Here is a 24,039-nt window from a genome sequence, read left to right as displayed (position 1 = left end):
GACTTGAATTTGGAAAAAACAGTATTGTCGAACGGTTTAAGGGTGGTTACGGAAAAAATTCCGACCGGCCGATCCGTATCCTTCGGAATCTGGGTCAAAACCGGCTCCCGCAATGAGACCCCGGGGAACAACGGGATTTCGCATTTTATCGAACATATGCTGTTCAAAGGAACGGACCGGTTCAGCGCCAAAGAAATCGCCGAACAGTTCGATGCGGTCGGCGGCAACGTAAATGCGTTTACAGCCAAAGAATACACCTGCTATTACGCCAAGGTTCTCGATGAGCATCTGCCGATTGCCGTAGATGTGCTGGCGGATATGTTTTTCCGTTCCCAGTTTGATCCCGAAGAGCTGTCCAAGGAGAAAAACGTCATTCTCGAAGAAATCGCCATGTGCGAGGATACGCCGGATGACCTGGTCCATGATCTCATGTGCGCGGCCGCTTACGGGGAGCATCCGCTGGCCTATTCGATCCTAGGCCTCAAGGAACGCCTGCAGGAGATGACCCCTGACGATCTTCGCGGATATATGAAGCGCCGGTATACCATTGAGAATACGGTCATTAGCGTGGCGGGAAATATCGACGACGGCCTGATCGGACTGCTGGAGAAGCATTTCGGTTCCTTTAACGTGCATGGCGCCGACGATGCGCTGACCGCTCCGGATTTTCACGGCGATCTGCTGTTCCACCGCAAAAAAACCGAGCAAAACCATATCTGCATCTCGCTTCCGGGCGTAGAGAGCGGCGGAGCGCTGCAGTATCCGATGGTACTGCTGAACAACGCGTTCGGCGGCGGCATGAGCTCCCGGCTGTTCCAGGAAATCCGCGAAAAGCGCGGGCTGGCCTATTCCGTATATTCTTACCACAGCTCACAGGCGGACAGCGGCCTGTTCACGGTATATGCCGGTACTGCTCCGAAACAGACGAAGGAAGTCACCGAACTCGTGAAGGAAATGCTTTACGAGCTGGCCGTGAAAGGGATCAGCGAAGATGAGCTGCGCAAAGGCAAGGAGCAGATGAAGGGCAGCCTCATTCTCAGTCTGGAAAGTACAAGCAGCCGGATGAACCGGATCGGAAAAAACGAGCTGATGCTCGGCAGGCATGATACACTGGACGATATGATCACCAAAATCGCGAAAGTGACGATGGAGGATATGAACCGGCTGCTGGATCATATGTTTGCCCATCCGCTGGCGGTGGCGATGGTCGGTTCCACCGATAAAGCGATAGCCAATGTTAGGAGAGATGATCTTGTCTTATTGCGTTCAACTGTATAAACTTCCGGGCAACGAGGATGTCCTTGCACCCCGCAAAATGTCGGAGCAGGCCTCCGGTTATGATCTGCACGCGGCGGTAGAAGACGAAGTGCTACTGGCGCCTGGCGAGCGCGCGCTGATCCCAACGGGAATTGCGCTGGCCATGCCGGACGGCCTGGAGGCGCAAATCCGCCCGCGCAGCGGACTGGCCTTCAAGCACGGCATTACCTGCCTCAACACACCGGGAACGATCGACGCGGATTACCGCGGGGAGATCAAGGTACTGCTGATCAATTTGGGGCAGGAGCCTTTTGCCATCGCCCGGAACGAGCGGATCGCCCAGATGGTGTTCCAGGCGGTACCGTCCGTAACCCTCACGCAAGTCGAGGGGCTTGACGAGACGGTGCGGGGCGCCGGCGGTTTCGGTCATACGGGGAAATAGGTAAGGCCATCCATCCGAACCACTACATGATTTAGATAAAAGCTTGTGGAATGCCGAAAGGCATAATCCGCAAGCTTTTTTTTGCATAGAGGAGCTGTTTGCCATGTTCTCGGCCCTAGATTTTGCACAGCTTCGCCACAGCTCAATAATTCGCCTCCGCTTTCACCCATCTCCGTGCCCCGGCATAAGATGCTCTATATTCGATTGTGGCTTTTGGAAAGGAGCGTCATCCCTATGCTTACTGGCATCAGGATCGTGTTCCTGGGCGGGGACGCGAGACAGCTGGAAGTGATACGAAAATGCGTGGAAATGGATGCGACGGTAAGCGCCGCCGGGTTCGACAAATGGGAAACGCCTTGCCCTGGCGCGAACCTGGAACAACTTTCACCGGAGTTGCTAGGCAGTGCCGACGTTCTGGTGCTGCCGACGGTCGGCTGCGACGATGAAGGCAATATCAATGCGATTTTTTCATCGGTACGGCTGCAGCTGACGGAAGAGCTGGTTGCCGCGCTGCCGCCGCGCGCTGCGGTTTATACCGGAATGGCCAAAGGTTATCTGCGCAGCCTATGCGCCAAATACTCCCTTAAACTGGTTGAATTGCTGAACCGGGACGACGTGGCCATCTACAACTCCATCCCGACGGCGGAAGGCGCGCTGGTGATGGCGATTCAGAATACGGATTTTACCGTCCACGGCTCTACCTCCATGGTGCTCGGTATGGGACGGACCGGTTTTACGATGGCCAGGGCGCTGCAAGGATTGGGCTCTACCGTCAAGGTGGGCGTACGCAAGCAGGAGCATTTTGCCAGGGCGGAGGAGATGGGCTGGAAGCCGTTTATGACCGGAGAGCTGCCGGCGCAGGTCCAGGACGTCGATCTCCTGTTCAATACCATTCCAAGCCTGATTATCACCGCGCAGGTGCTGCAGCGTCTGCCGAAACATTGCCTCATTATTGATCTGGCCTCCGCGCCGGGCGGCTGCGACTTCCGTTATGCGGAGAGACGCGGCATCAAGGCGATGCTGGCTCCCGGCCTCCCGGGAATCGTCGCCCCGAAAAGCGCGGGAATCATTATGGCCAATGCGCTGATACAGTCAATTACGGATGAGATCACTAGCAGGGGGGACGAATAAATGGATTGGCACGGAAAAACGGTAGGTTATGCGATTACCGGCTCGCATTGCACCTTTGCGGAGGTCATGCCCCAAATCCAGCGTTTTATGGACGGCGGCGCCAAGGTGGTGCCGATCGTCTCGGCCTCGGTGCTGAACACGGACACCCGGTTCGGCACTTCGCAAAATTGGTTAAAACAGTTGAAAGATATAACAGGTAATGATATCATTTCTACAATTGTTGAAGCGGAACCGCTGGGGCCTTCCAAGCTGTTGGATGTGCTCACCATCGCTCCCTGCACAGGGAATACGACAAGTAAGCTGGCGAGCGCCATGACGGACAGTCCGGTACTGATGGCCGCCAAAGCGCAAATGCGCAACGGCCGTCCGATCGTGCTTGCGATCTCCACCAACGACGGCCTCGGACTGAATGCCGCCAATATCGCGAAACTGCTTGTAACGAAGAACATGTATTTCGTTCCGTTCGGGCAGGACAGCCCGCACGGCAAGCCGAATTCGCTTGTCGCGCGGATGGAGCTGATCCCCGAGACCTGTTACGCAGCCCTGCAGGGCAATCAATTGCAGCCGATGATTATCGAACGTTTCCATTCGGCCTAAACCACTGCCGGGCGGAACCGCTCTTCATAGGTTTATCCCAACGCCGTCCTCACCCCTGGGGGCGGTTCAACTTGCTTATTGATGTAATGGAGGAATTATTGATGGGTATTTTGGTGCAAAAATTCGGCGGTACGTCGATGTCCACCCCGGCTGCCCGGGAGCATGTCATCCGCCATATCAAACGGGAGCTGGCCGCCGGTTTTAGCCTGGTCGTCGTCGTATCCGCCATGGGGCGCAAAGGCGAGCCGTACGCTACGGATACGCTGCTTGACATGGCCGTACAGAACGGGAACGCGCTTCCGGACCGGGAGAAGGATCTGCTCATGAGCTGTGGAGAGATCATCTCCGCAACGACGCTCTGCGGCCTTCTGGAGCAGGAGGACATTCGCGCAACGGTGCTTACCGGGGCACAGGCAGGCTTTCTTACCGATAACAACTTCGGCAACGCGAGAATTCTCGACGTGCGGACCGACCGCATTCTAAGAGAGCTGCGCGAGAATAAAGTAGTTATAGTCACCGGGTTCCAGGGACAAACGGAAACCGGGGATTTCACGACGCTGGGACGCGGCGGCAGCGACACTTCCGCTACCGCGCTTGGTGCGGCGCTGCGCGCCGAGATGGTCGATATCTATACCGACGTCGACGGCATTCTGACGGCTGATCCCCGCATTGTCGAGGATGCCAAGCAGCTGTCGCAGGTCAGCTATACAGAGATTTGCAATATGGCCTACCAGGGTGCGAAGGTCATCCATCCGCGCGCCGTGGAGATTGCCATGCAGGCGCAAATTCCGGTTCGCGTTCGTTCCACGTTCTCGGATGCGCACGGCACGCTCGTCGCCCAGCCGGAAGGCTTCAGCGACGTGCAGAACGGCATTGTGGACCGCTTTGTTACGGGCGTCGCCTATGTCAACAATATCACGCAAATCGCAGTAGAATGCCCGGACGGCAACGGAACCGGCGTACAGCTGCAGATCTTCAAGAGCATGGCGGATAACGGCATCAGCGTCGACTTTATCAGCGTGACACCGGCGGAAGTGCTGTACACGGTGAATGACGATAAGTCGGAGCAGGCGATCGCCGCGCTCCAGGAGCTGGGACTGCGTCCGCGCAGCTTGTCCGGCTGCGCCAAGGTTTCGGTCATCGGAGGCGGCATCAACGGTGTTCCGGGCATTATGGCCCGCATCGTCGAAGCGCTGACCGCCGAGAAAATTCAGATTCTTCAGTCCGCGGACTCCAATACAACCATCTGGGTACTCGTCAAGAAAGAGGATATGGTGCAGTCGCTTCGTGCGCTGCATGCCAAGTTTGAATTGCACCGCTGACAAGGAGGAATTCAAAGTGGATTTCGGAAGACTGATTACCGCGATGGTCACTCCCTTTCACGGGGATGGCGAGATCAACTGGGAAGCGACTTCGAGGCTGGTGGATTATCTAATCGAAGAGCAGAAATCCGAAGCCCTCGTCGTCTGCGGAACAACTGGCGAATCGCCCACGCTGAGCGATGAAGAGAAGCTGAAGCTGTTTGCGCATGTACTGAATCAGGCGGCCGGCCGCTGCAAGGTGATTGCGGGTACCGGTACGAACAGCACGAGCCACTCCATCCATCTGACCCGGGAAGCCGAAAAAATCGGCGTCGACGGTGTGTTGCTGGTGGTGCCTTATTACAACAAACCAAATCAGGAAGGGCTTTACCGGCATTTCGCGGCGATTGCCGAAGCCACGAGCCTGCCCTGCATTCTGTATAACATTCCCGGCCGGACCGGCGTCAGCATGAGCGCGAAGACGACGCTGCGGCTGGCGGAAATACCGAATATCGTCGCCACAAAGGAATGCGCCTCGGTCGACCAGATCACGCTGATTGTCTCCGGCTGTCCAGTCGACTTCCATGTCTATTCCGGCGACGATTCCGCAGGTCTGGCGGCGTTAGCCGTCGGCGGCCATGGCATCATCAGCGTAGCGAGCCATATCGTCGGCGCACGCATGCAAGAGATGATCGGGGCGTATGCTTCCGGGCAGGTCACCAGAGCCGGTGCGCTGCACCGCGAGCTTTTTCCCGTCTTCAAGGGACTGTTCGAATGTCCGCAGCCGCTGCCGAATCCGTCGGCGGTCAAATATGCGCTTGCCCTCAGAGGCCATAATGTCGGCACCGTCCGGCTGCCGCTGGTGGCGCCAAGCCCGGAGGAAGCGGCTTTTATCGAAGCGCTGCTGCAGTAGCCGACAGCGCAAGCGGCAACCGGAAATTCCGTCTGGAATTTCCGGTTTTTTTTATACCTTTTTCGGAAATAAACGCCCCCCGGCTAGGGGAAAATAGCCTCACGAAGAGCTTGACTTGTCTTTTGGCAAAAAAATCATGTATAATGTTCTCAAGTGACTGGGTGCGGTTAAATTAAATATGCGGTAATCTTCCGGCAATGTTAATTTTACATTGTAAAACAGGATAGGTCCTACTACAGGTCTGTGTTATTGCTGCTAATTATCGCGTAAGGCGTGCGACGCTGAAGTTGAACGGCGTTTGTTCCGCTATAGCTTGATCATCGGATTCGGAGATACATTGGCAGCGGTGCAAGAATGGAATGGAAATTTCTTGTATATTAAGGAAGCGTCCGACATTTATGGAGAAGTGTTCAGCGCCGCTAATTTGTGAAGCTCATGGTTTGCAAAATAAAAGTATGACGTCCAACATTATAGGAGGGTTAGATTCATTTGTCCAAAAAAAACAACAACGATAAACTGCTCATTTTTGCATTGGGCGGTGTCGGCGAAATCGGAAAAAACATGTATGTCGTCCAATACGGCAACGACATCGTCGTCGTGGACTCGGGACTGAAGTTCCCGGAAGAGGATATGCTCGGTATCGATATTGTCATTCCCGACATCTCGTATTTGACGGAGAACCGCGACAAGGTTAAAGGCATTTTCCTTACCCATGGCCACGAGGACCATATCGGCGGATTGCCTTATGTGCTGAAGAACCTGAACGTTCCGGTATACGGAACAAGACTTACGCTCGGACTCGTTGAGAACAAGCTGAAAGAAGCGAACCTGCTCGGCGAAACCAAACGCATCCTGATTCATGAAGATTCGGAAATTGAAGTCGGCACCTCGATGCGCGTGACTTTTTTTCGCACCAACCACAGCATTCCCGACTCCGTCGGCGTCTGCATCGAAACGCCTGAAGGCAATGTCGTTCATACCGGGGACTTTAAATTCGACCACACTCCGGTCAACGATCAATTTGCCAACCTGCACCGCATGGCCGAAATCGGGCAAAAAGGCGTACTGGCACTCATGTCGGACAGCACCAATGCCGAGAAACCGGGTTTTACCCCGTCGGAGAAAAATGTCGGCGTCGTACTGGAGGATATTTTCCGCAAAGCCGAACAACGCGTAGTCGTTGCTACTTTTGCTTCGAACGTTCACCGGATTCAACAGGTGGTCAACGCCGCCGAATCAACCGGCCGCAAGATTACCGTTATCGGCCGCAGCATGGTTAACGTCGTGACGATCGCTTCCGAACTCGGGTACCTGCATGTACCGGACGGCATGTTGATTGAACCGGAGGAAATGAACCGCATGGCCGCCAACCGCGTAGTCGTGCTTTGCACAGGCAGCCAGGGCGAGCCGATGTCCGCGCTTACGCGCATGGCCCGCTCCAGCCACCGCAAAGTGGATATTTTGCCGGGTGACACGGTCATTATCGCGGCGACTCCGGTACCGGGCAACGAGAAATACGTCGGCCGTACCATCGATGAGCTGTTCCGCCTCGGCGCTAACGTAATCTATTCCGGATCGAATTCCGGCGTACACGTATCGGGCCACGGCAGCCAGGAAGAGCTGAAGCTGATGCTGAATCTGATGAAGCCGAAATATTTCCTGCCAATCCACGGCGAGTTCCGTATGCAGCGCAAACACGCGCTTCTGGCCGAATCCGTCGGCGTGGACCCGGATAATATCTTCATCACCGAAATCGGCGAAATCGTTGAAATTCAAGGCGGCGCGGCCCGTAAAGCCGGTAAAGTCACAGCCGGCAACGTGCTGATCGACGGCCTTGGCGTCGGCGACGTCGGCAACATCGTGCTCCGCGACCGCAAGCTGCTGTCCCAGGACGGCATTCTCGTTGTGGTGGTTACGCTCAGCAAGCAGAACGGATCCATCGTCTCCGGTCCGGATATCATCTCCCGTGGTTTTGTGTATGTCCGCGAATCCGAAGGGCTGCTGGACGAAGCAAACCGCATCGTATCCAGTACGCTGCAACGCCTCATGAGCGAGAAGGTCAATGAATGGGCTTCGCTCAAGACCAGCGTGAAAGACTCGCTCGGCCGGTTCCTGTATGAACAGACCCGCCGTAGACCGATGATCCTGCCGATCATCATGGAAGTATAATGAGCTTTCCGTTTCAACGAAACGGATGAATAGACCCCGCACTCCGGAAATATTGGACGGTTTCCAGGAGTGCGGGGTTTTTTTGTATTCATGGGGCCTAGCCTGTAGCATCATCTCCTTGCATAAGGAAGTCCTGTGGAATGTCATACTAACAGGAGCTTTAATTGCGGCTTGCGAGTATTTACTACCCGAAAGGAAGAGGCAGCTATGGATACGTTTGAGGATATCCGCTTGACCGGCGAGGAAGGCACGCCGGACGTGATCAAACCGGAGACTGCGGGAGAGGGGCTGGAGGGCCAGGCTGCTGCGGTGAAGGAGTATGGCCAAACTACCGTTCCCGCCAGTGACCCGGATATTTTTTGCATGACAATCATCGGACAGATCGAAGGGCATTTTGTGCTTCCTCCCCATAATAAAACGACGAAATACGAGCATATTATCCCCCAGCTGGTCGCGGCTGAGCAGAGCAAAGGCATTAAGGGGTTGCTCATTATCCTGAATACGGTAGGCGGCGATGTTGAAGCCGGATTGGCCATTGCGGAGATGATCGCTTCCCTCTCCAAGCCGACGGTTACGGTTGTTATCGGCGGGGGTCACAGTATTGGCGTGCCGATCGCCGTTGCCGCCAGCCATTCGATTATCGCCGAAAGCGCAACGATGACGATTCATCCGATCCGGATGAACGGGCTGGTCATTGGCGTTCCCCAAACCTTCGAATATATGGAACGGATGCAGGAGCGGATGGTCAAGTTCGTGACTTCGCATTCCCGGATCTCGGAGCAGCAGTTCAAGGACCTTATGTTCAAAACCGGAGAGTTGAACCGGGATATCGGGACCGCGGTCGGCGGTTACGATGCGGTGAAGTACGGGCTCATGGACGAGGTAGGAGGAATCGGAGTGGCGATGCAGCGCCTGAACGCGCTGATCGCGAAGGCGAGCCCTGTTCTTCCTGTGAATGGCGCGCCCGGAGGTCTGACCCAATGACCACGCTATATACCGTGCTTTCAATGGAGGAGGTTTTTGCCGGAACGATCCAGATCCAGTCCGCTACGACAGAGGTCAGCTACGGAGGAATGCTGCTTCAGGTGGAGCCGATCGGCGGCGGAGAGGCCCGTATCGTCCGGCTCCTCGATTGTCCGCTGGCGGCTTATCTAGATCCGGCGTATGCACCGGGAGCGGTGATTCGGCTTGCCTGAGGGCGCCGAACGCCGCTTTTTTTTCGACAAAAAGAGAACATAGGTACGCCACGCCATTATATGGTATAATGTTGTTCCGGGGGTGGCAGAAGTGGCTAAACGCAAAAGAAAGAAGAAAAAAGCGCTGCTCGGCAGCGTTTTGAAATATGAAATTTACGGCATTCTGCTGATAACCGTATCCGTCATCGCGTTATCGGGCGAGGCCGCAGTCGGCCGCTCGCTGTCCAGCATGGCGGCTTATTTGCTTGGACGGTTTTATTTTGTGCTGCCGCTGGTCGGCATTTTCTTCGGGCTGCTCGTTATGATTCACCGGCGGTGGCCCAATAAATGGAGCAGTCGCCATACGGGATTGCTGATGCTCGTAATGTCCATGTGCCTGATGAGCACCATTTCGGCGATGGAGCATAAGCTCGGTCCGCTGTCGATGCTGCAGCCGGGCAATGTTCTGGCCCAAATACATAATGATCTGTCGGGATCGCTGGCCCCCGGCGCCAATGACGGCGGAGCCTACCTGCTCGGCAGGGACATCAGCGGCGGCTACATCGGCGCGCTGGAATATGCCGCGCTGCTGTGGCTGTTCGGCAGCCTCGGCGCCAAGCTGATCATGATCGTCATGCTGGCGATCAGCTTTATGCTGGTGACGAACCTCTCCTATGTGGAATTGTTCGCCCTGCTGCGCAAACGTGCGGTCAAGCTTGCGCATGACCTGCGCAAGCGCGCGGGCAGCCGGCCGGCTGCGGTTCCGGCCGCGGCCAAGCGCTCGTCCCGGAGCGCGTCCGTGCCATCGGCAGCGAGAGCGGCTGCCGATGATGCAGACGACGACGAGGAGGACGAGCTGCCGGAGTCCCGGCCGCCGCAGTTCCTGAAGCGGATCGGCGGCTGGTTTGCCGGCCCGGCGCAGCGGCCGGCCGAAACCGGCGACGACGGCGCGGACGAGTCCGCCGGCGTTGCCCCGGCAGTGCAGCGCGGGGAACGTCCCGCGCTTGCGGTACACGGCGGCGGCCTAAACGGGAACGCCGCGCCGGAGCCGCGCGAGTCCGAGCCGGGGGAACCGGCGGACGAGGCACTGGAGGAAGAGCCGGTGATTCCAATCATCCGCGACTTCTTCGAGCATATCCGCCACGAAGGGCTCAGCGACGAGGAACGCGAGGAGTGGAGCGGTTTTTCGCCGACGGCACGGAGCGGCGGAACGGCGGCTGCGATGGCCGCCGTTCCGCCAGACGGCGCGATGCATGCAGGCGCAGCCGGTGCGGTGGCCGGGAAAGCGGCGGCTTTGGCCGCTGCGGGGGAAGGCGGAAGCGAGGTTGCGGACGTGGCGCTGAGCGGCTTGCTCTCCGGTGGCGAAGGAGGCGCGGAGGCGCCGCTTCCGCCGCCGCCGAAGCCGTACAAGCTGCCGTCGTTCCGCCTGTTGTCGAAGCCGAGCGGAAACGGCAAAGCCGGCGACCAGAACGACTACATGCAGACCGCCCGTAAGCTGGAGGCGACGCTGGAGAGCTTCGGGGTACGCGCGAAGGTGCTGGAAGTGGTCCGGGGACCGGCCGTTACAAGGTACGAGATCCAGCCGGATATCGGCGTGAAGGTCAGCCGGATCGTCAATTTGACCGATGATATCGCGCTGGCGCTTGCGGCCAAGGATATCCGCATGGAAGCGCCGATACCGGGTAAATCGGCCATCGGCATCGAAGTGCCGAATCCCGAGGTGTCGGTAGTCACGATGCGCGAGGTCATGGAGACACAAGTGTTCCAGGATGCCGAATCCCGGCTGTCCATTGCCCTCGGCCGCGATATTTCCGGCCAGACGATCATCGGCAATCTCGCCAAAATGCCCCATTTGCTGGTAGCCGGCGCAACCGGGTCGGGTAAATCGGTCTGCATTAACGGCATTATTACAAGCATCCTGTACAAAGCGAAGCCGAATGAAGTCAAATTCCTCATGGTCGACCCGAAGATGGTCGAGTTGAATGTATATAACGGCATTCCGCATCTGCTGGCGCCTGTCGTCACCGATCCGAAACGCGCCAGCCTGGCACTGAAGAAGATCGTCGTTGAGATGGAAAAGCGCTACGAGCTATTCTCCAAATCGGGTACGCGGAACGTGGAAGGCTACAACAATCTGATGAAAGACAATCCGGCGGCGATATTGCCGTATATCGTCGTGATCGTGGACGAGTTGGCGGATCTCATGATGGTGGCTGCGAACGACGTCGAGGACGCGATTTGCCGGCTCGCGCAGATGGCGCGGGCGGCAGGTATCCATCTGATTATCGCCACCCAGCGGCCGTCGGTCGACGTCATCACTGGCTTGATCAAAGCCAATGTGCCGTCGCGTATCGCTTTCGGCGTATCCTCCAACGTCGACTCCCGCACCATTCTTGACATGCCCGGTGCCGAGAAGCTGCTCGGCCGCGGCGACATGTTGTTCCTGCCGATGGGCGCTTCCAAGCCGATCCGCGTACAGGGCGCATTCCTGAGCGATCAGGAAGTGGAGAACGTCGTCCGCTATGTGAGCAGTCAAGGCGAAGCCGATTACGACGAGTCGCTCGTACCTGAAGTGGACGAGTCGGTCCAGGAGGACCAGGACCCGCAGGACGAGCTGTACGATCAAGCTGTCCAGATCGTGCTGGAGGCAAAGCAGGCTTCGGTCTCGCTGCTGCAGCGCCGGATGCGCGTCGGGTATACCCGGGCCGCCCGGTTGATCGACGCGATGGAAGCACGCGGCATCATCGGCCCTTACGAGGGCAGCAAACCGCGCGACGTCCTGATGTCATTGGAACAATATCAGCACAGCAAGATCAGCTCGTAAATAAGCGAAGGCGCCCCATACCATGGGGCGCCTTTTTTTGGTTATGGCTCTGGAATATTACTGCTGACTTGTTATGCATTTCATACATCCCGCGCAGCGCCCGGAGCGATTAATGCATAGGAAGCTCTGCCTGTCGTCATACTAACCGTAGCCGTTCATGATGAACCTTAGGAGAAAGGTAGAGCGAACTTACATGAAAAAGCATAAGCGATGGTTTTTTGCCGTATTGACATTAACGCTTGCCGCTGCGCCGTTTACGGGCATGCTGCTGCCGGACAGCCGCGGTAATGCCCAGGCTGCCGTGTCGCCGCAGTCCGCCGCCGAAGCAGAAGAGGCGCTCCCCGCTTTCGGAACGACCCCGCTGAAGCTTGGGGCTTCGGGGCAGGATGTATATGAGCTTCAAGGGAGATTGAAGTATCTCGGGTACTATGACGGTAAGATCGACAGCCAGTTCGGCTCGAAAACCAAAAACGCCGTCACTTGGTTTCAGTGGAAATTCGGGATCAAATCGGATGGCGTGGTCGGGGCGAAAACGAAGCTGAAGCTGTACAACGCGACCAAGGACTGGAAGCCGACGGAGCCGAAGACAGGAACATCATCGAACCAGACCGCCGCGAAAAACAATACAAACAATGCGGCCGATTCGGGCAATGCCGAATTAAGCTCGGGCAATACGATGGGGCTGTCCGATAACGACCTCAAAATCATGGCCAATGCCGTATACGGCGAATCCCGCGGCGAGCCGTTCGAAGGACAGGTGGCGGTCGCCGCCGTAATCTTGAACCGGGTTAAATCGCCGAGCTTCCCGAATACGCCGTCCGGCGTGATTTTTCAACCGGGAGCCTTTACGGCCGTCGCCGACGGACAGATTTATCTGGAGCCGAATGAACAAGCCCGCAAAGCGGTTCAGCAGGCCTTGAACGGCTGGGACCCGACCGGCGGCTGCATCTATTACTTTAATCCGAAAACGGCAACCTCCAAATGGATCTGGAGCCGTCCGCAGGTGAAGACCATCGGGCAGCATATCTTCTGCATGTAGCTGCCGCGCTGCCGTTATAGCCTTGTTTTACGCGAAGCAACCGGGCCCAGCGCCTTCGGTTGCTTCCTTACTTTGGAATGGTTTAGAATGGATATTACTTCATACACTTGATGTATAGCTTTCATTTACGCCGTAAAGGAGTTTTGGACTTGACCAATCACGGATTTCAACATGGCAGCGCCGCCGGCCTGCGCATACACGTTTTGCCGACCAAAGCGTTCAAAACGTTTGCCATTTCGCTTTATGCTGGCGTGCCGCTTGACGAGAAGACTGTAACCCGCACGGCGCTCGCCCCGTTCGTCCTCCGCAGAGGAACGGCGAGCTACCCGGAAACGACGATGTTCCGCGAGCGTTTGGAGGAGCTGTACGGCGCGGGGTTCGGTTTTGATATCTACAAAAGAGGCGATTACCAGATCGTCCAATTCCGCATGGACACGATCAACGATTCGTTTGTGCAAAGCAAGGAAAGCCTGCTGGGGGAATCCTTCGCCTTCCTGGGCGAGGTGCTGACCAAGCCGCTGCTGGAGAACGGCAGCTTCCGTGCATCTTACGTGGCGACGGAGCGCGAAACGGTGCGCAAGAAGCTGGAAGCCATTGTGAACGACAAAATCCGTTATGCCGCAGAACGCTGCATCGAAGAAATGTGCGCCGGCGAGCCTTACCGTCTGCATCCGCTGGGCCAGCGGGCCGATCTCGAGGCCATCAGTCCGCAGGTGCTTACAGAATCGTACCAATCGTGGCTGAACGACGCGATTCTCGACCTGTATGTCGTAGGCGATACGACGGCGGAAGAAGTGCAGAAGCTGGTGGAGCGCCATTTTGCCGCAAGCCGTACGGCCAACGGAGAATATGCCACAAATACCCCTGCCGTGCATGTTAAAGAAGTAAAGACGATAGAGGAGCGTCTGGACGTCAACCAGGGCAAACTCAACATGGGGCTGCGCACCACGATCACCTACAAGGACAGCCGGTATGCGGCAGCGCTGATGTACAACGGCATCCTCGGCGGCTATCCGCATTCGAAGCTGTTCGTCAATGTACGCGAAAAAGAAAGCTTGGCTTACTACGCCTCCTCCCGCTACGACGGGCATAAAGGCATCGGCACCATTCAGTCGGGCATCGAAATCCAGAACTACGGCAAAGCCGTCGACATTATCAAACAGCAGCTCGATGAGCTGAAAGCCGGGAATATCAGCGATTTGGAACTGCAGCAGACGAAAGCAATGATCCGCAATCTGCTCTCCGAGATCCAGGATTCGGCGTTTGAGCTCATCTCGTATGATTTTAACCGTCAAATCTCCGGCAAGGACCGTTCCGCGCAGGAGCTGATCGCCGAGGTGGAAGCCATCGGGGCACAGGAGGTCAAAGCTGCGGCGGAGACCTTTGAGCTGGATACGGTTTATTTCCTGACAGGGCAGAAGGAGGAATAGCGGTGGAACAAAAAACGTACGAAAGACTTCAGGAGACGCTGTACCACGAGGTTATGGACAACGGGCTGCAGGTGTATGTGCTGCCAAAACCCGGTTTCCGAAAGACCTACGCTACCTTTGCGACTAAATATGGCTCCGTCGATAATCATTTCAAGGTTGCCGGAGGCGAAGAGACAACGGTTCCCGACGGAATCGCCCATTTTCTGGAGCATAAAATGTTCGAGGAGCCGGAAGGCGATATTTTTGCCACGTTTGCCGCGAACGGCGCCTCGGCCAATGCATTCACCAGCTTTGACCAGACCGTGTATCTGTTCTCCGCAACGGAGAATGTCGAGACTAATCTCAGCACGCTTGTCGACTTTGTGCAGCGCCCGTATTTTACCGATGAGAATGTGGAGAAGGAAAAGGGCATTATCGGCCAGGAAATCAACATGTACGCCGACAATCCGGACTGGCGGGTCTATTTCGGCCTGATCGAAGCGATGTACGCCAAACATCCGGTGCATATTGACATCGCGGGCACTGTCGAGTCGATCTCCACCATTACGAAGGAAACCCTGTATACCTGCTACAATTCCTTTTACCATCCCAGCAACATGCTGCTCTTCATCGTCGGCGGCGTGGAGCCGGAAAAAGTGTTTGAATTGATCCGGACCAATCAAGGCGCGAAATCATACGGCAAACAAGGCGACATTGAACGGATTTTCGAGCCGGAGCCGGCTGAAGTCGCGATCAAACGCAAGGAGAGCAAGCTGGCGGTGTCCATGCCGAAATGCCTTTTCGGGTTCAAAGAGAAAACAACCGGCCTTACGGGAGAAGCCGGCGTGCGCCGCGATCTGACCACCCGGCTGATGCTGGACCTCTTGCTGGGCAGCAGCACCGCGCTGTACCAGAAGCTGTACGACGAGGAACTGATCTCCGACAGCTTCGGCAGTGAATTCAATAGTTCTCCGCAGTATGCGTTCTCGGCGATCGGCGGTGACACGAAGGACCCGGATCTGCTTTTGAAACGCGTGAAGGAAGAAGTGGATCTACTGCTGGCCAGCGGATTTGCGGAGAAGGATTTCGAACGGGCGCGGAAAAAGAAGATCGGCGGCTACCTGCGCATGCTGAACTCGCCGGAGAGCATCGCCCACGAATTCACCCGTTACCAGTTCCGCGGCGGCGACTTGTTCGCCGTGCTTCCGCTGTATGAATCGATTACGCTGGATGAGGTCAACGTACGCCTCCGTGATCATGTAGACTGGGAACAGCTGGCGGTATCGGTCGTGGTGAGTCCTTGATGCAAAAAGCGGGAGAGAGCGGGAAACCGCTGAACGAAATGACGGTTCTGATTACCGGAGGCAGCGGGGGAATCGGCGGCGCGATCGCCGAACGTTTTGCTTCCGTCGGCATGAATATCATCATTCATTATATGCGCTCGCATGAAGCGGCCAACGACGTTGCCCGCCGCTGCATGGCGCTGGGTGCCAAGGTGCTGACCGTGGCCGCGGATATCCGCGACCGCGGCCAGCTGCTGCGCATGGCGGAGCGGCTGGAGCAGGCCGGCATGCTGCCGGACATTCTCGTAAACAATGCCGGCGTGGCCCATTACGGCATGCTGGCGGATGTCACCGAGGAGGAATGGGACGACCTAATGGCCGTCAATCTGAAGGGGACATTTCTGTGCAGCCAGATCTTTATGCCGGGGATGATCTCCCGGCGGTTTGGCCGGATCATCAACGTCTCTTCGGTCTGGGGCATATCCGGCGCTTCCTGCGAAGTGGCGTATTCCGCCAGCAAAGGCGGCGTCAACGCCTTTACCAAGGCGCTGGCCAAGGAGCTGGCGCCCTCGGGGGTCACGGTGAATGCCGTAGCGCCCGGAGCCGTACAGACGGCGATGCTGAACAATCTGCAGGAGGACGAAATGCGGATGCTCAAGGAAGAAATTCCGGTCGGGCGTCTTGCTTCGCCGGAAGAGATTTCTTCGCTCGTGTATTTTCTCGCCCTTCCCGAATCGGGTTATATCACCGGCCAAGTCATTAGTCCAAATGGCGGATGGATTACCTGAATCGGGGCTGGAGAATAGCTCCAGCATAAGACCTTTCGTGTTTACGCATATTAGTACTGTTGCTTTTATAAACTCGCTTTACTCCAAGGAGGGTTTTAAGATGTCAACAGAATCCGTAGTAAAAGACTTTGATTCCTGGAAAAGTTTCCTGGGCAAACGGGTCATCCAAGCCGAAAAAATGGGGATGAGCGACGAAACCATTTCGAAGCTGGCTTTTGAAATCGGGGAATTTCTCGACCAGAAAGTCGATCCGGGCAACTATTCCAACCGGGCGATCAAAGAGCTATGGGATTGCGGAACCGATGCAGAGAAGCAAACCATTGCTTCCCTCATGGTCAAGCTGGCGAAGAAAAACGCATAGCCGGTTGCGGAGAGCTCCCTTTACGGGAGCTTTTCTGCAATTAATGCGCCAGTGACCTTGCCTTTAATACCTATTTTTTATATCATTAACATGATCCTTGATTCAGGGCGCCTTGTCAGAGGCGGTCTGGCAAAGGCATCGCAGCAAGACCCCGGTTTTACGGGGTTAAGTTATTAAGATATTTTTCTCGCTCAAACGCTTTGCGTCTCTTGGGACGCCGGGGCGTTTATGCTTATGTCCGGCCGAATTTCGGGTAATCTTGGAAGCAAACGAGGTGCACAGGTGGAATACAAACAATGGTACATGGAGTACAAGATACATAAGAATAGACCCGGGCTGCTCGGCGATATCGCCTCCATGCTCGGGATGCTGGAAGTCAATATACTGACGATCAACGGGGTAGAAGGCAAGACGCGCGGCATGCTTTTGGAGACGAACGACGACGAGAAGATCAAGCTGATGGGCGAAATGCTGCGCAAGGTGGACAATATCACGGTCACCGCTCTGCGTACGCCGCGGCTGGTCGACAAGCTGGCGGTCCGGCATGGACGGTATATTGACCGCGATTCGGATGACCGCAAAACCTTCCGCTTCACCCGGGATGAGTTGGGTCTTCTGGTGGATTTTCTTGGCGAACTGTTTAAGCGTGATGGGAATCAGGTAATAGGACTTCGGGGCATGCCGCGCGTCGGCAAAACGGAGTCGATTATTGCGGGAAGCGTCTGCGCGATGAAGCGCTGGACGTTTGTTTCGTCGACGCTGCTGCGCCAGACGGTCCGGAGCCAGCTGGCCGAGGACGAAATGAACCCGAACAACATTTTCATCATCGACGGCATTGTCAGCACGATCCGCTCGAACGAGAAGCATTACAACCTGCTTCAGCAGGTTATGGAAATGCCGAGTACGAAGGTTATCGAGCATCCCGATATTTTTGTGCGGGAATCCGGGTATACCTATGATGATTTCGATATCATCGTCGAGCTTCGCAATACCCCTAACGAGGAAATCGTGTACGAGTCGTTTACGACAAGCTACAGTGATGATCTATAAATAAACTGCAATTATCAGGAGGTGATGGCATGTCGGAACTGGGCCGGCATTTGAAAGAGGCGCGCCTGCAAAAGGGAATGAGCCTTGACGATGTCCAGGAAGTCACGAAAATTCGCAAAAAGTATTTAGAAGCCATCGAGGCGGGCGATTATAAGGTGCTGCCAGGAAGCTTTTATGTGCGGGCGTTCATCAAAACGTATGCGGAAGCTGTCGGCGTTAATCCCGAGGAGCTGATGGAAGAGCACGGCAACGTTCCGGCGGCAGCCCCGGCGGATACCACGATGGAGACGGTCATTCAGAAACGCAGCCGGAAGCCGGAACGGGAACGCAATTCGCGCTGGCTGTCTACCCTTCTCATGTGGACCTTCCCCGTGCTCATTCTTGTCGTTATTTATTGGTATGCCTCCAACGCGATGGATAAGGGCAATTCCGAGCAGACGGACAATGCCAGCGTAACGAACGAGCAGCAGGATCCGGCCAAAGCAACGGCCTCCCCGACCGCGGAAGGCGGCGGAGTCGCTACAGCAACAGCAACGCCTGAACCTACGCTTGCCCCGACGCCGTCCCCGTCGCCGTCGGCTTTGCCGGTTACGGTCACCCAGGACCACAAATCGGGCAAAACCACCGTGTTCAAAGTAACGGCCTCGGCGGGAAGCCAGGTCCAGGTTGAGATCGATGCCACCGGCGTAAGCTGGCTGGAAGTCTATAAAGGTGAGAATTCATCGGGCGAGAAGCTGAGCTTCGGCAACACCGCTGCGGGCGATCATCTGAGCTTTACGCTCGATGCGGCAGGGCTGTACATCAAATCGGGGTACTCCCCGGCTACCGCCATCACCGTTGCCGGACAAGCCATTACCGATGGCAAAACTTCATCGCGGCTGCTGCTGCAGCTTGATGACGGAACTGGTACGGCGACGGCCACCGATGCAGCCGGAAATTCGGGGGAATAGGGCAATCATGTATAACCTTTTGCTTTTGGGAGAACCTAGAAATGATTTACAGTTCTTACGCCAAAGCGAGGTGTATTCTCTCATGACTGTCAGCTGGATCGTTACTGGGCTGGGAATTATCGTCAGCCTCCTCGGATATTATTTGACACCGGGAGCCTGGGGCTACGGAATCCTTGGTTTTGGGCTTGCGCATGTCGTGCTGGGGATTCTGGATATGTTCCGGGCTCCTGCACGCAGCCGGTAAGCCATGCGCGGCAAACGTCTCCCGGGAACACCGGGAGATGTGCCTACGCATAAGTCCATACGGATGCAACGAGGCTCCACCATTCGTGGGGCTGTTTTTTTATGATAAGCCTCTTCCATAAATTAGACGGGGCGTTACTTTTCTCATATAATAGGAGCAGTAAAATGTTAGCAAAGGACGTGGAACAATGAGTTCGGAAAGTTCATTCGACATCGTATCCAAAATGGATATGCAGGAGTTGACCAATGCCGTCCACCAGACGGAGAAGGAGATCGAGAACCGGTTCGACTTCAAAAACAGCAAAAGTAACCTCAAACTGGAAAAAGACGCGCTGATCATCCAGTCGGATGACGAATACAAGCTGAATGCCGTCATCGATATTTTGCAGTCGAAAATGGTGAAACGCGGCATAACTTTGAAGAATATGGATTTCGGGAAAATCGAACCAGCATCACTAGGCTCGGTGAGGCAGCGTCTCGGGCTCAAGCAGGGCATCGACCAGGAGAACGCCAAAAAAATCAACGTGCTGATCCGCGATTCGAAGCTTAAAGTCAAAAGCCAGATCCAGGGCGACCAGATCCGCGTGACCGGAAAAAACCGCGACGATTTGCAGTCTATCATCCAGCTTTTGCGTAAAGCCGATCTACCGCTCGATCTGCAGTTTATGAACTTTAAATAATAGAACATGGTGGATTTTTGGATTCGTTTAAAGGATCAGGGGAGGAACTTCAGTGAATTTACCCAACCGCATAACGCTTGCGCGTATATGTCTCATTCCGATTATGATGATTTTTTTGCTTGTCGATTTCAATTTTTATCCTGAACCGATCCACTGGGGCTCTTTTCAGCTATCGGTGAATCATTTGATCGCAGCAATCATTTTCTTGCTTGCAGCCAGCACGGACGGCATCGACGGCTACATTGCCCGAAAATACAACATGGTAACCAACCTCGGCAAACTGCTTGACCCGCTGGCGGACAAGCTGCTCGTGTCGGCGGTGCTGATCTCGCTGGTGGAGCTGGGACGCTGCGATTCCTGGATCGCCATCGTCATCATCAGCCGTGAATTCGCCGTAACCGGGCTGCGCCAGGTGGCACTGCTTGAAGGCAAAGTGGTTGCTGCCAGCAAGTGGGGCAAAATTAAAACGGTCGTGCAGATCGTTGCGATTTCCCTGCTGCTCCTGAACAATTTTCCGTTCCAGTTCATCAGCATTCCGCTGGACGATATCGCGATCTGGGCTGCGGCGCTGATCACGATTTATTCGGGAGTCGACTATTTCGTCAAAAACAAGGAGCTGCTTGAGCTTCACAACGCGTAAGACGGTTCCTTGTACATACTCAGCATGAAGGAGGGTCAGCTATGAATGCGGAAATTATTGCTGTAGGCACCGAGCTGCTGCTCGGTCAAATCGTAAATACAAACAGCCAGTTTTTATCGACGGAGCTGGCGGCTCTCGGGATCGACGTTTATTTTCAAACCGTGGTCGGCGACAACAACGGCCGCTTGCAGCAGGCGATCGAAATCGCCCGAAGCCGTGCGGATATCATCCTGTTTACCGGCGGCATCGGGCCTACCGAAGACGATCTGACCAAAGAGGGGCTTGCCGCCGCCTTGGGCCGCCAGATTCACATCGACCAGATGGCGATGGACCATGTGCAGCGTTTCTTTGACGACCGGAAGATCGTCATGACCGAAAACAACCGCAAGCAGGCCTTGATGCTGGACGGGGCGACGCCGCTGCCAAACGAGATCGGCCTGGCGGTCGGCGCCGCGCTGGAGCAGGACGGCAAATTCTACATTGTGCTGCCCGGCCCGCCGCGCGAAATGAAGCCGATGTTTACGGATAAAGCGAAGCCGTGGCTGCTGCAGCACGCGCTAACGAATGAAATGCCGATCTATTCCAAAATGCTCAAATTCGCCGGCATCGGCGAATCGCTGCTGGAAGACAAGCTGATCGACCTGATCCGCACCCAGACCGACCCGACCATCGCCCCGTATGCAAAGGAAGGCGAAGTGACGGTGCGCATCTCCACCAAGGCTCCTTCCGAACGCGATGCCATGGTGAAGCTGGATGCGCTGGAGAAGAAAATTCAAGGCATATTGCCTGAGCATATGTACGCCAACATCGACGTGCCGCTGGAGCAGCTGATCGTCGACTGGATGGCGGATGCCGGACTGACGCTCAGCGCCGCCGAAAGCTGCACCGGAGGACTGCTGATGGAGAGCATCACCAACATTCCCGGTAGCGCGTCCATGTTCGCCGGCGGCATCGTCTGCTATTCCAATGACCTGAAGAAAAAGCTGCTGAACGTGCCCGCCGCGATGCTGGAAGGCCCGGAGGCGGTCGGTGCGGTCAGCCGGGAAGTGGCAGAAGTGCTCGCCGATCAGGTCCGCATGATCGCGGACAGCGATTTTGGCCTTTCCGTAACCGGCGTTGCCGGACCGGGCTACTCCGAACGCAAGCCGGTCGGGCTGGTGTTCGTGGGACTGGCCGAACGCGGACGGAAGACCGAAGTCTACGAGCTTAATCTGAAGGGCACGCGCGAGAACATCCGGCTGCGTACCGTCAAGGCGCTGCTGTACCGCCTCTGGCGCAGGCTGGAAGAACGCAAGGTGGAGACGCCGCTGGAAGGCTCGGCCTTGCAATAACGTTTTTGGCCGGTATATAATTGAATCATACGGAAGAACCGTGGCATGTACATCTTGCTGCGGTTTTTTGTTTTATATGTGAGATGGGGCTGACCCGTTACATAAATGCCGCCCATGCCGTCTACGCTGCCCTCCTCATTATTTTTTAAATGTCCGGCGGTACGGTTCCTTCCTGATTATGGTTGCGGGAGGGGGTTTACAATATAAGGGAGAAGATTCTCTCCCACTGAAAAAAACGAATGTATGTTCGAAAAAAAGCTTGGCAAGGCCCGGAAAACACGTTATTATAATACTATAAACAGTGAAGGAAGTGGTCGGATTGTCAGATCGTCGTGCAGCGCTGGATATGGCGCTTCGTCAAATAGAAAAACAATTTGGTAAAGGTTCGATTATGAAGCTGGGCGAATCTACCCACATGAAGGTAGAGGTCGTTCCAAGCGGCGCCTTGGCCCTTGATATTGCTCTGGGAATCGGCGGACTTCCTAAAGGCCGCATTATCGAAGTATATGGACCGGAATCTTCCGGTAAGACAACAGTGGCCCTGCATGCCATCGCAGAAGTGCAAAAGGTTGGCGGACAAGCCGCATTTATCGATGCGGAGCATGCGCTCGATCCTAAATACGCCCAGGCACTGGGCGTAAATATCGACGAATTGCTGCTGTCCCAGCCGGATACCGGCGAGCAGGCGCTGGAAATCGCCGAAGCGCTCGTACGCAGCGGCGCAGTGGACATCATCGTCGTCGACTCTGTAGCGGCACTGGTGCCGAAGGCGGAAATCGAAGGCGAAATGGGCGATTCCCATGTCGGCTTGCAAGCGCGTCTGATGTCGCAGGCGCTGCGGAAACTGTCCGGCGCCATCAACAAATCCAACACGATTGCCATCTTCATTAACCAGCTTCGTGAGAAGATCGGCGTGATGTTCGGCAATCCGGAAACGACGCCGGGCGGCCGCGCGCTTAAATTCTACTCTTCGGTGCGTCTTGATGTACGGCGGGTAGAGAGCATCAAGATGGGCAATGATGTGGTAGGTAACCGTACCCGGATCAAAGTTGTCAAGAACAAGGTAGCACCTCCGTTCAAGCAAGCCGACGTCGACATCATGTACGGTGAAGGGATCTCGAGAGAGGGCAGCCTTGTCGATATGGGAACAGACATGGATATCATCAACAAGAGCGGTGCTTGGTATTCCTATGAAGGCGAACGTCTCGGCCAAGGCCGCGAGAATGCCAAGCAATTCCTGAAGGAGCATCAGGACATTGCTCTGATCATCGAGAACAAGATCCGTGAAGCCAGCAATCTGTCCACGATTGTTGCGGCGCCAAGCGAATCCGAAATTGCTGCGGAGAAGGAAGAAGAAGAGAATCTGCTGCTCGAAATTGAATAATTTCTGCCGCGCTATCGCGGAGAGAATGAAATAGTATATGGTTTCGGGCGCCCTGGTAACAGCATCCAGGGCGCCTTTTCGCCTATAAAGAGAATATTTAACTTGAGAGAGGGGAGGCCAACGTATGGTCATTCAATTGAATCCGGAGCCGGAAGAGGAACCCGGCGAGCTGTTAGGCGATTTCCCTGACGGAGAGCAACTGACGATCACCCGGGTGGAGCGTGAAAAGAAGGGTCAACGTTACCTGATCTATTTTGGGGAGCATAAACTGTCGGTTCATGAAGATGTGATGATTAAATACCGGATGCTTACCGGCGGCGTTTTCCTGAAGGCAGATTTACAGGAAATTGTCATTGCCGATGAGCGCCAGCGTGCGTACGTGGAAGGGCTGCGCTACCTGGAACGGAAGCCGAGAACCTCTACGGAGATGGTCCGCCGTTTACGGGAGAAGGAAATCGGAGAGACTATAATAACCGAAGTTGTGCAGCGGCTGACGGAAGAACGTTTTCTCGACGATCCGCTGTATGCGCGGCAATGGGCGGAGCAACGGTTGAACAGCCAGCGCAAAGGCAAGCTGTGGATCCGCCAGGAGCTGCGGGAGAAAGGCATCGACAAATCGCTGATTGCGGACGCGCTGGAGGAAATTACACCGGAGCAGGAGCTGGAAAACGCACTGGCGACGGCGCGCAAGAAATGGAACATGCTCAGCGGTGAACCGTACGATAAACGCCGCAAGACCGGCGCGTTCCTGATGCGGCGGGGATTCGGTGGCGAAACGGTGCGGCAGGTGCTGAATATTTTGCGCGAAGAAACCGATTCGGGAGACGACATCGATGAGATGTACTTTCCAGACGGATTCTCTTGACTTTGGAACGAAGATCGACTCTCTTGACAATGTCTTTTTATAAATAATAAAATATAACATGAATCGGCATGAACCATGAGTCCTTTTTCCTTCCCAAAAAGATGATTCCAATCATTCGATTCGCGTACACTTATCTGACATGTAAGCGCCGGTATGGCGGGCAGTATGCTTTTCGCAGCACTTGCAGAAAGGCAATCGGTGTATTAC

The 24,039-nt window shown here is 55.5% G+C and carries 23 protein-coding genes; all 23 read left to right on the top strand.

Features of this window, described 5'->3' with window-relative positions:
* Positions 1-9 precede the first annotated feature (9 nt).
* The 23 genes from BMW84_RS07125 to BMW84_RS07020 all read left to right on the top strand — a co-directional run bounded on the left by BMW84_RS07125 (position 10) and on the right by BMW84_RS07020 (position 23,832).
* Positions 10-1,278: a M16 family metallopeptidase gene (locus tag BMW84_RS07125; RefSeq protein WP_091066015.1), complete on the top strand. Its 1,269-nt coding sequence runs from the start codon at positions 10-12 to the stop codon at positions 1,276-1,278.
* Positions 1,250-1,699, top strand: a complete 450-nt coding sequence (gene dut / locus BMW84_RS07120) for a dUTP diphosphatase (protein ID WP_175498762.1) — start codon at positions 1,250-1,252, stop codon at positions 1,697-1,699. Before BMW84_RS07125 ends, dut begins: the two co-directional genes overlap by 29 nt.
* A gap of 234 nt (positions 1,700-1,933) precedes the next feature.
* Complete coding sequence (dpsA, locus tag BMW84_RS07115; protein WP_091066009.1) at positions 1,934-2,830, top strand: dipicolinate synthase subunit DpsA; 897 nt, start codon at positions 1,934-1,936, stop codon at positions 2,828-2,830.
* Positions 2,831-3,427 (top strand): dipicolinate synthase subunit B, encoded by a 597-nt coding sequence (locus tag BMW84_RS07110; protein WP_091066006.1) that lies wholly within the window; start codon positions 2,831-2,833, stop codon positions 3,425-3,427.
* A gap of 101 nt (positions 3,428-3,528) precedes the next feature.
* On the top strand, positions 3,529-4,749 hold the full coding sequence (gene dapG / locus BMW84_RS07105) for an aspartate kinase (protein WP_091066004.1): 1,221 nt from the start codon (positions 3,529-3,531) through the stop codon (positions 4,747-4,749).
* A 16-nt stretch (positions 4,750-4,765) separates the two neighbouring features.
* Positions 4,766-5,641 carry a 4-hydroxy-tetrahydrodipicolinate synthase gene (gene dapA / locus BMW84_RS07100; protein ID WP_091066002.1) on the top strand — a complete coding sequence of 292 codons (876 nt, stop codon included), beginning with the start codon at positions 4,766-4,768 and terminating at the stop codon, positions 5,639-5,641.
* Positions 5,642-6,130: 489 nt separating this feature from the next.
* On the top strand, positions 6,131-7,810 hold the full coding sequence (locus BMW84_RS07095) for a ribonuclease J (protein WP_091065999.1): 1,680 nt from the start codon (positions 6,131-6,133) through the stop codon (positions 7,808-7,810).
* 207 nt (positions 7,811-8,017) lie between these two features.
* Complete coding sequence (locus BMW84_RS07090; RefSeq protein ID WP_302848087.1) at positions 8,018-8,794, top strand: ClpP family protease; 777 nt, start codon at positions 8,018-8,020, stop codon at positions 8,792-8,794.
* The gene (locus tag BMW84_RS07085) at positions 8,791-9,006 is read left to right on the top strand and encodes a YlzJ-like family protein (protein WP_091065998.1); all 216 of its coding nucleotides are present in this window, start codon (positions 8,791-8,793) and stop codon (positions 9,004-9,006) included. The genes BMW84_RS07090 and BMW84_RS07085 overlap by 4 nt, the downstream gene beginning before the upstream one ends.
* Positions 9,007-9,097: 91 nt before the next feature.
* Positions 9,098-11,809, top strand: coding sequence for an FtsK/SpoIIIE family DNA translocase (locus BMW84_RS07080; protein ID WP_091065996.1), 2,712 nt, complete (start codon positions 9,098-9,100; stop codon positions 11,807-11,809).
* A 193-nt stretch (positions 11,810-12,002) separates the two neighbouring features.
* Complete coding sequence (gene sleB / locus BMW84_RS07075) at positions 12,003-12,848, top strand: spore cortex-lytic enzyme (protein ID WP_091065993.1); 846 nt, start codon at positions 12,003-12,005, stop codon at positions 12,846-12,848.
* A 149-nt stretch (positions 12,849-12,997) separates the two neighbouring features.
* Positions 12,998-14,278, top strand: coding sequence for an EF-P 5-aminopentanol modification-associated protein YfmF (locus BMW84_RS07070; RefSeq protein ID WP_091065991.1), 1,281 nt, complete (start codon positions 12,998-13,000; stop codon positions 14,276-14,278).
* 2 nt (positions 14,279-14,280) lie between these two features.
* Positions 14,281-15,561, top strand: a complete 1,281-nt coding sequence (locus BMW84_RS07065) for an EF-P 5-aminopentanol modification-associated protein YfmH (RefSeq protein WP_091065988.1) — start codon at positions 14,281-14,283, stop codon at positions 15,559-15,561.
* Positions 15,561-16,328 (top strand): elongation factor P 5-aminopentanone reductase, encoded by a 768-nt coding sequence (fabG, locus tag BMW84_RS07060; protein ID WP_091065985.1) that lies wholly within the window; start codon positions 15,561-15,563, stop codon positions 16,326-16,328. Before BMW84_RS07065 ends, fabG begins: the two co-directional genes overlap by 1 nt.
* Positions 16,329-16,428: 100 nt before the next feature.
* Positions 16,429-16,689, top strand: coding sequence for a DUF3243 domain-containing protein (locus BMW84_RS07055; RefSeq protein WP_091065982.1), 261 nt, complete (start codon positions 16,429-16,431; stop codon positions 16,687-16,689).
* Positions 16,690-16,971: 282 nt separating this feature from the next.
* Positions 16,972-17,739 (top strand): DUF3388 domain-containing protein, encoded by a 768-nt coding sequence (locus BMW84_RS07050; protein ID WP_091065979.1) that lies wholly within the window; start codon positions 16,972-16,974, stop codon positions 17,737-17,739.
* A gap of 29 nt (positions 17,740-17,768) precedes the next feature.
* Positions 17,769-18,689 (top strand): helix-turn-helix domain-containing protein, encoded by a 921-nt coding sequence (locus BMW84_RS07045; protein ID WP_091065976.1) that lies wholly within the window; start codon positions 17,769-17,771, stop codon positions 18,687-18,689.
* An 82-nt stretch (positions 18,690-18,771) separates the two neighbouring features.
* Positions 18,772-18,933 (top strand): hypothetical protein, encoded by a 162-nt coding sequence (locus BMW84_RS24715; protein WP_175498701.1) that lies wholly within the window; start codon positions 18,772-18,774, stop codon positions 18,931-18,933.
* Positions 18,934-19,120: 187 nt separating this feature from the next.
* On the top strand, positions 19,121-19,612 hold the full coding sequence (locus tag BMW84_RS07040) for a YajQ family cyclic di-GMP-binding protein (protein ID WP_091065974.1): 492 nt from the start codon (positions 19,121-19,123) through the stop codon (positions 19,610-19,612).
* Positions 19,613-19,664: 52 nt separating this feature from the next.
* The gene (gene pgsA, locus BMW84_RS07035) at positions 19,665-20,252 is read left to right on the top strand and encodes a CDP-diacylglycerol--glycerol-3-phosphate 3-phosphatidyltransferase (RefSeq protein ID WP_091065971.1); all 588 of its coding nucleotides are present in this window, start codon (positions 19,665-19,667) and stop codon (positions 20,250-20,252) included.
* 41 nt (positions 20,253-20,293) lie between these two features.
* Positions 20,294-21,583 (top strand): competence/damage-inducible protein A, encoded by a 1,290-nt coding sequence (locus BMW84_RS07030; protein ID WP_091065968.1) that lies wholly within the window; start codon positions 20,294-20,296, stop codon positions 21,581-21,583.
* Between the two features lie 319 nt (positions 21,584-21,902).
* The gene (gene recA, locus BMW84_RS07025) at positions 21,903-22,967 is read left to right on the top strand and encodes a recombinase RecA (protein WP_091065965.1); all 1,065 of its coding nucleotides are present in this window, start codon (positions 21,903-21,905) and stop codon (positions 22,965-22,967) included.
* A 124-nt stretch (positions 22,968-23,091) separates the two neighbouring features.
* Complete coding sequence (locus BMW84_RS07020) at positions 23,092-23,832, top strand: regulatory protein RecX (protein WP_091065962.1); 741 nt, start codon at positions 23,092-23,094, stop codon at positions 23,830-23,832.
* Positions 23,833-24,039: the final 207 nt, after the last annotated feature.

This window comes from Paenibacillus sp. NFR01 (assembly GCF_900111565.1).
Taxonomy (GTDB): domain Bacteria; phylum Bacillota; class Bacilli; order Paenibacillales; family Paenibacillaceae; genus Paenibacillus_AQ.
Note: the sequence above shows the minus strand (reverse complement) of the source record. Positions and strands in the feature narration are given on the sequence as shown.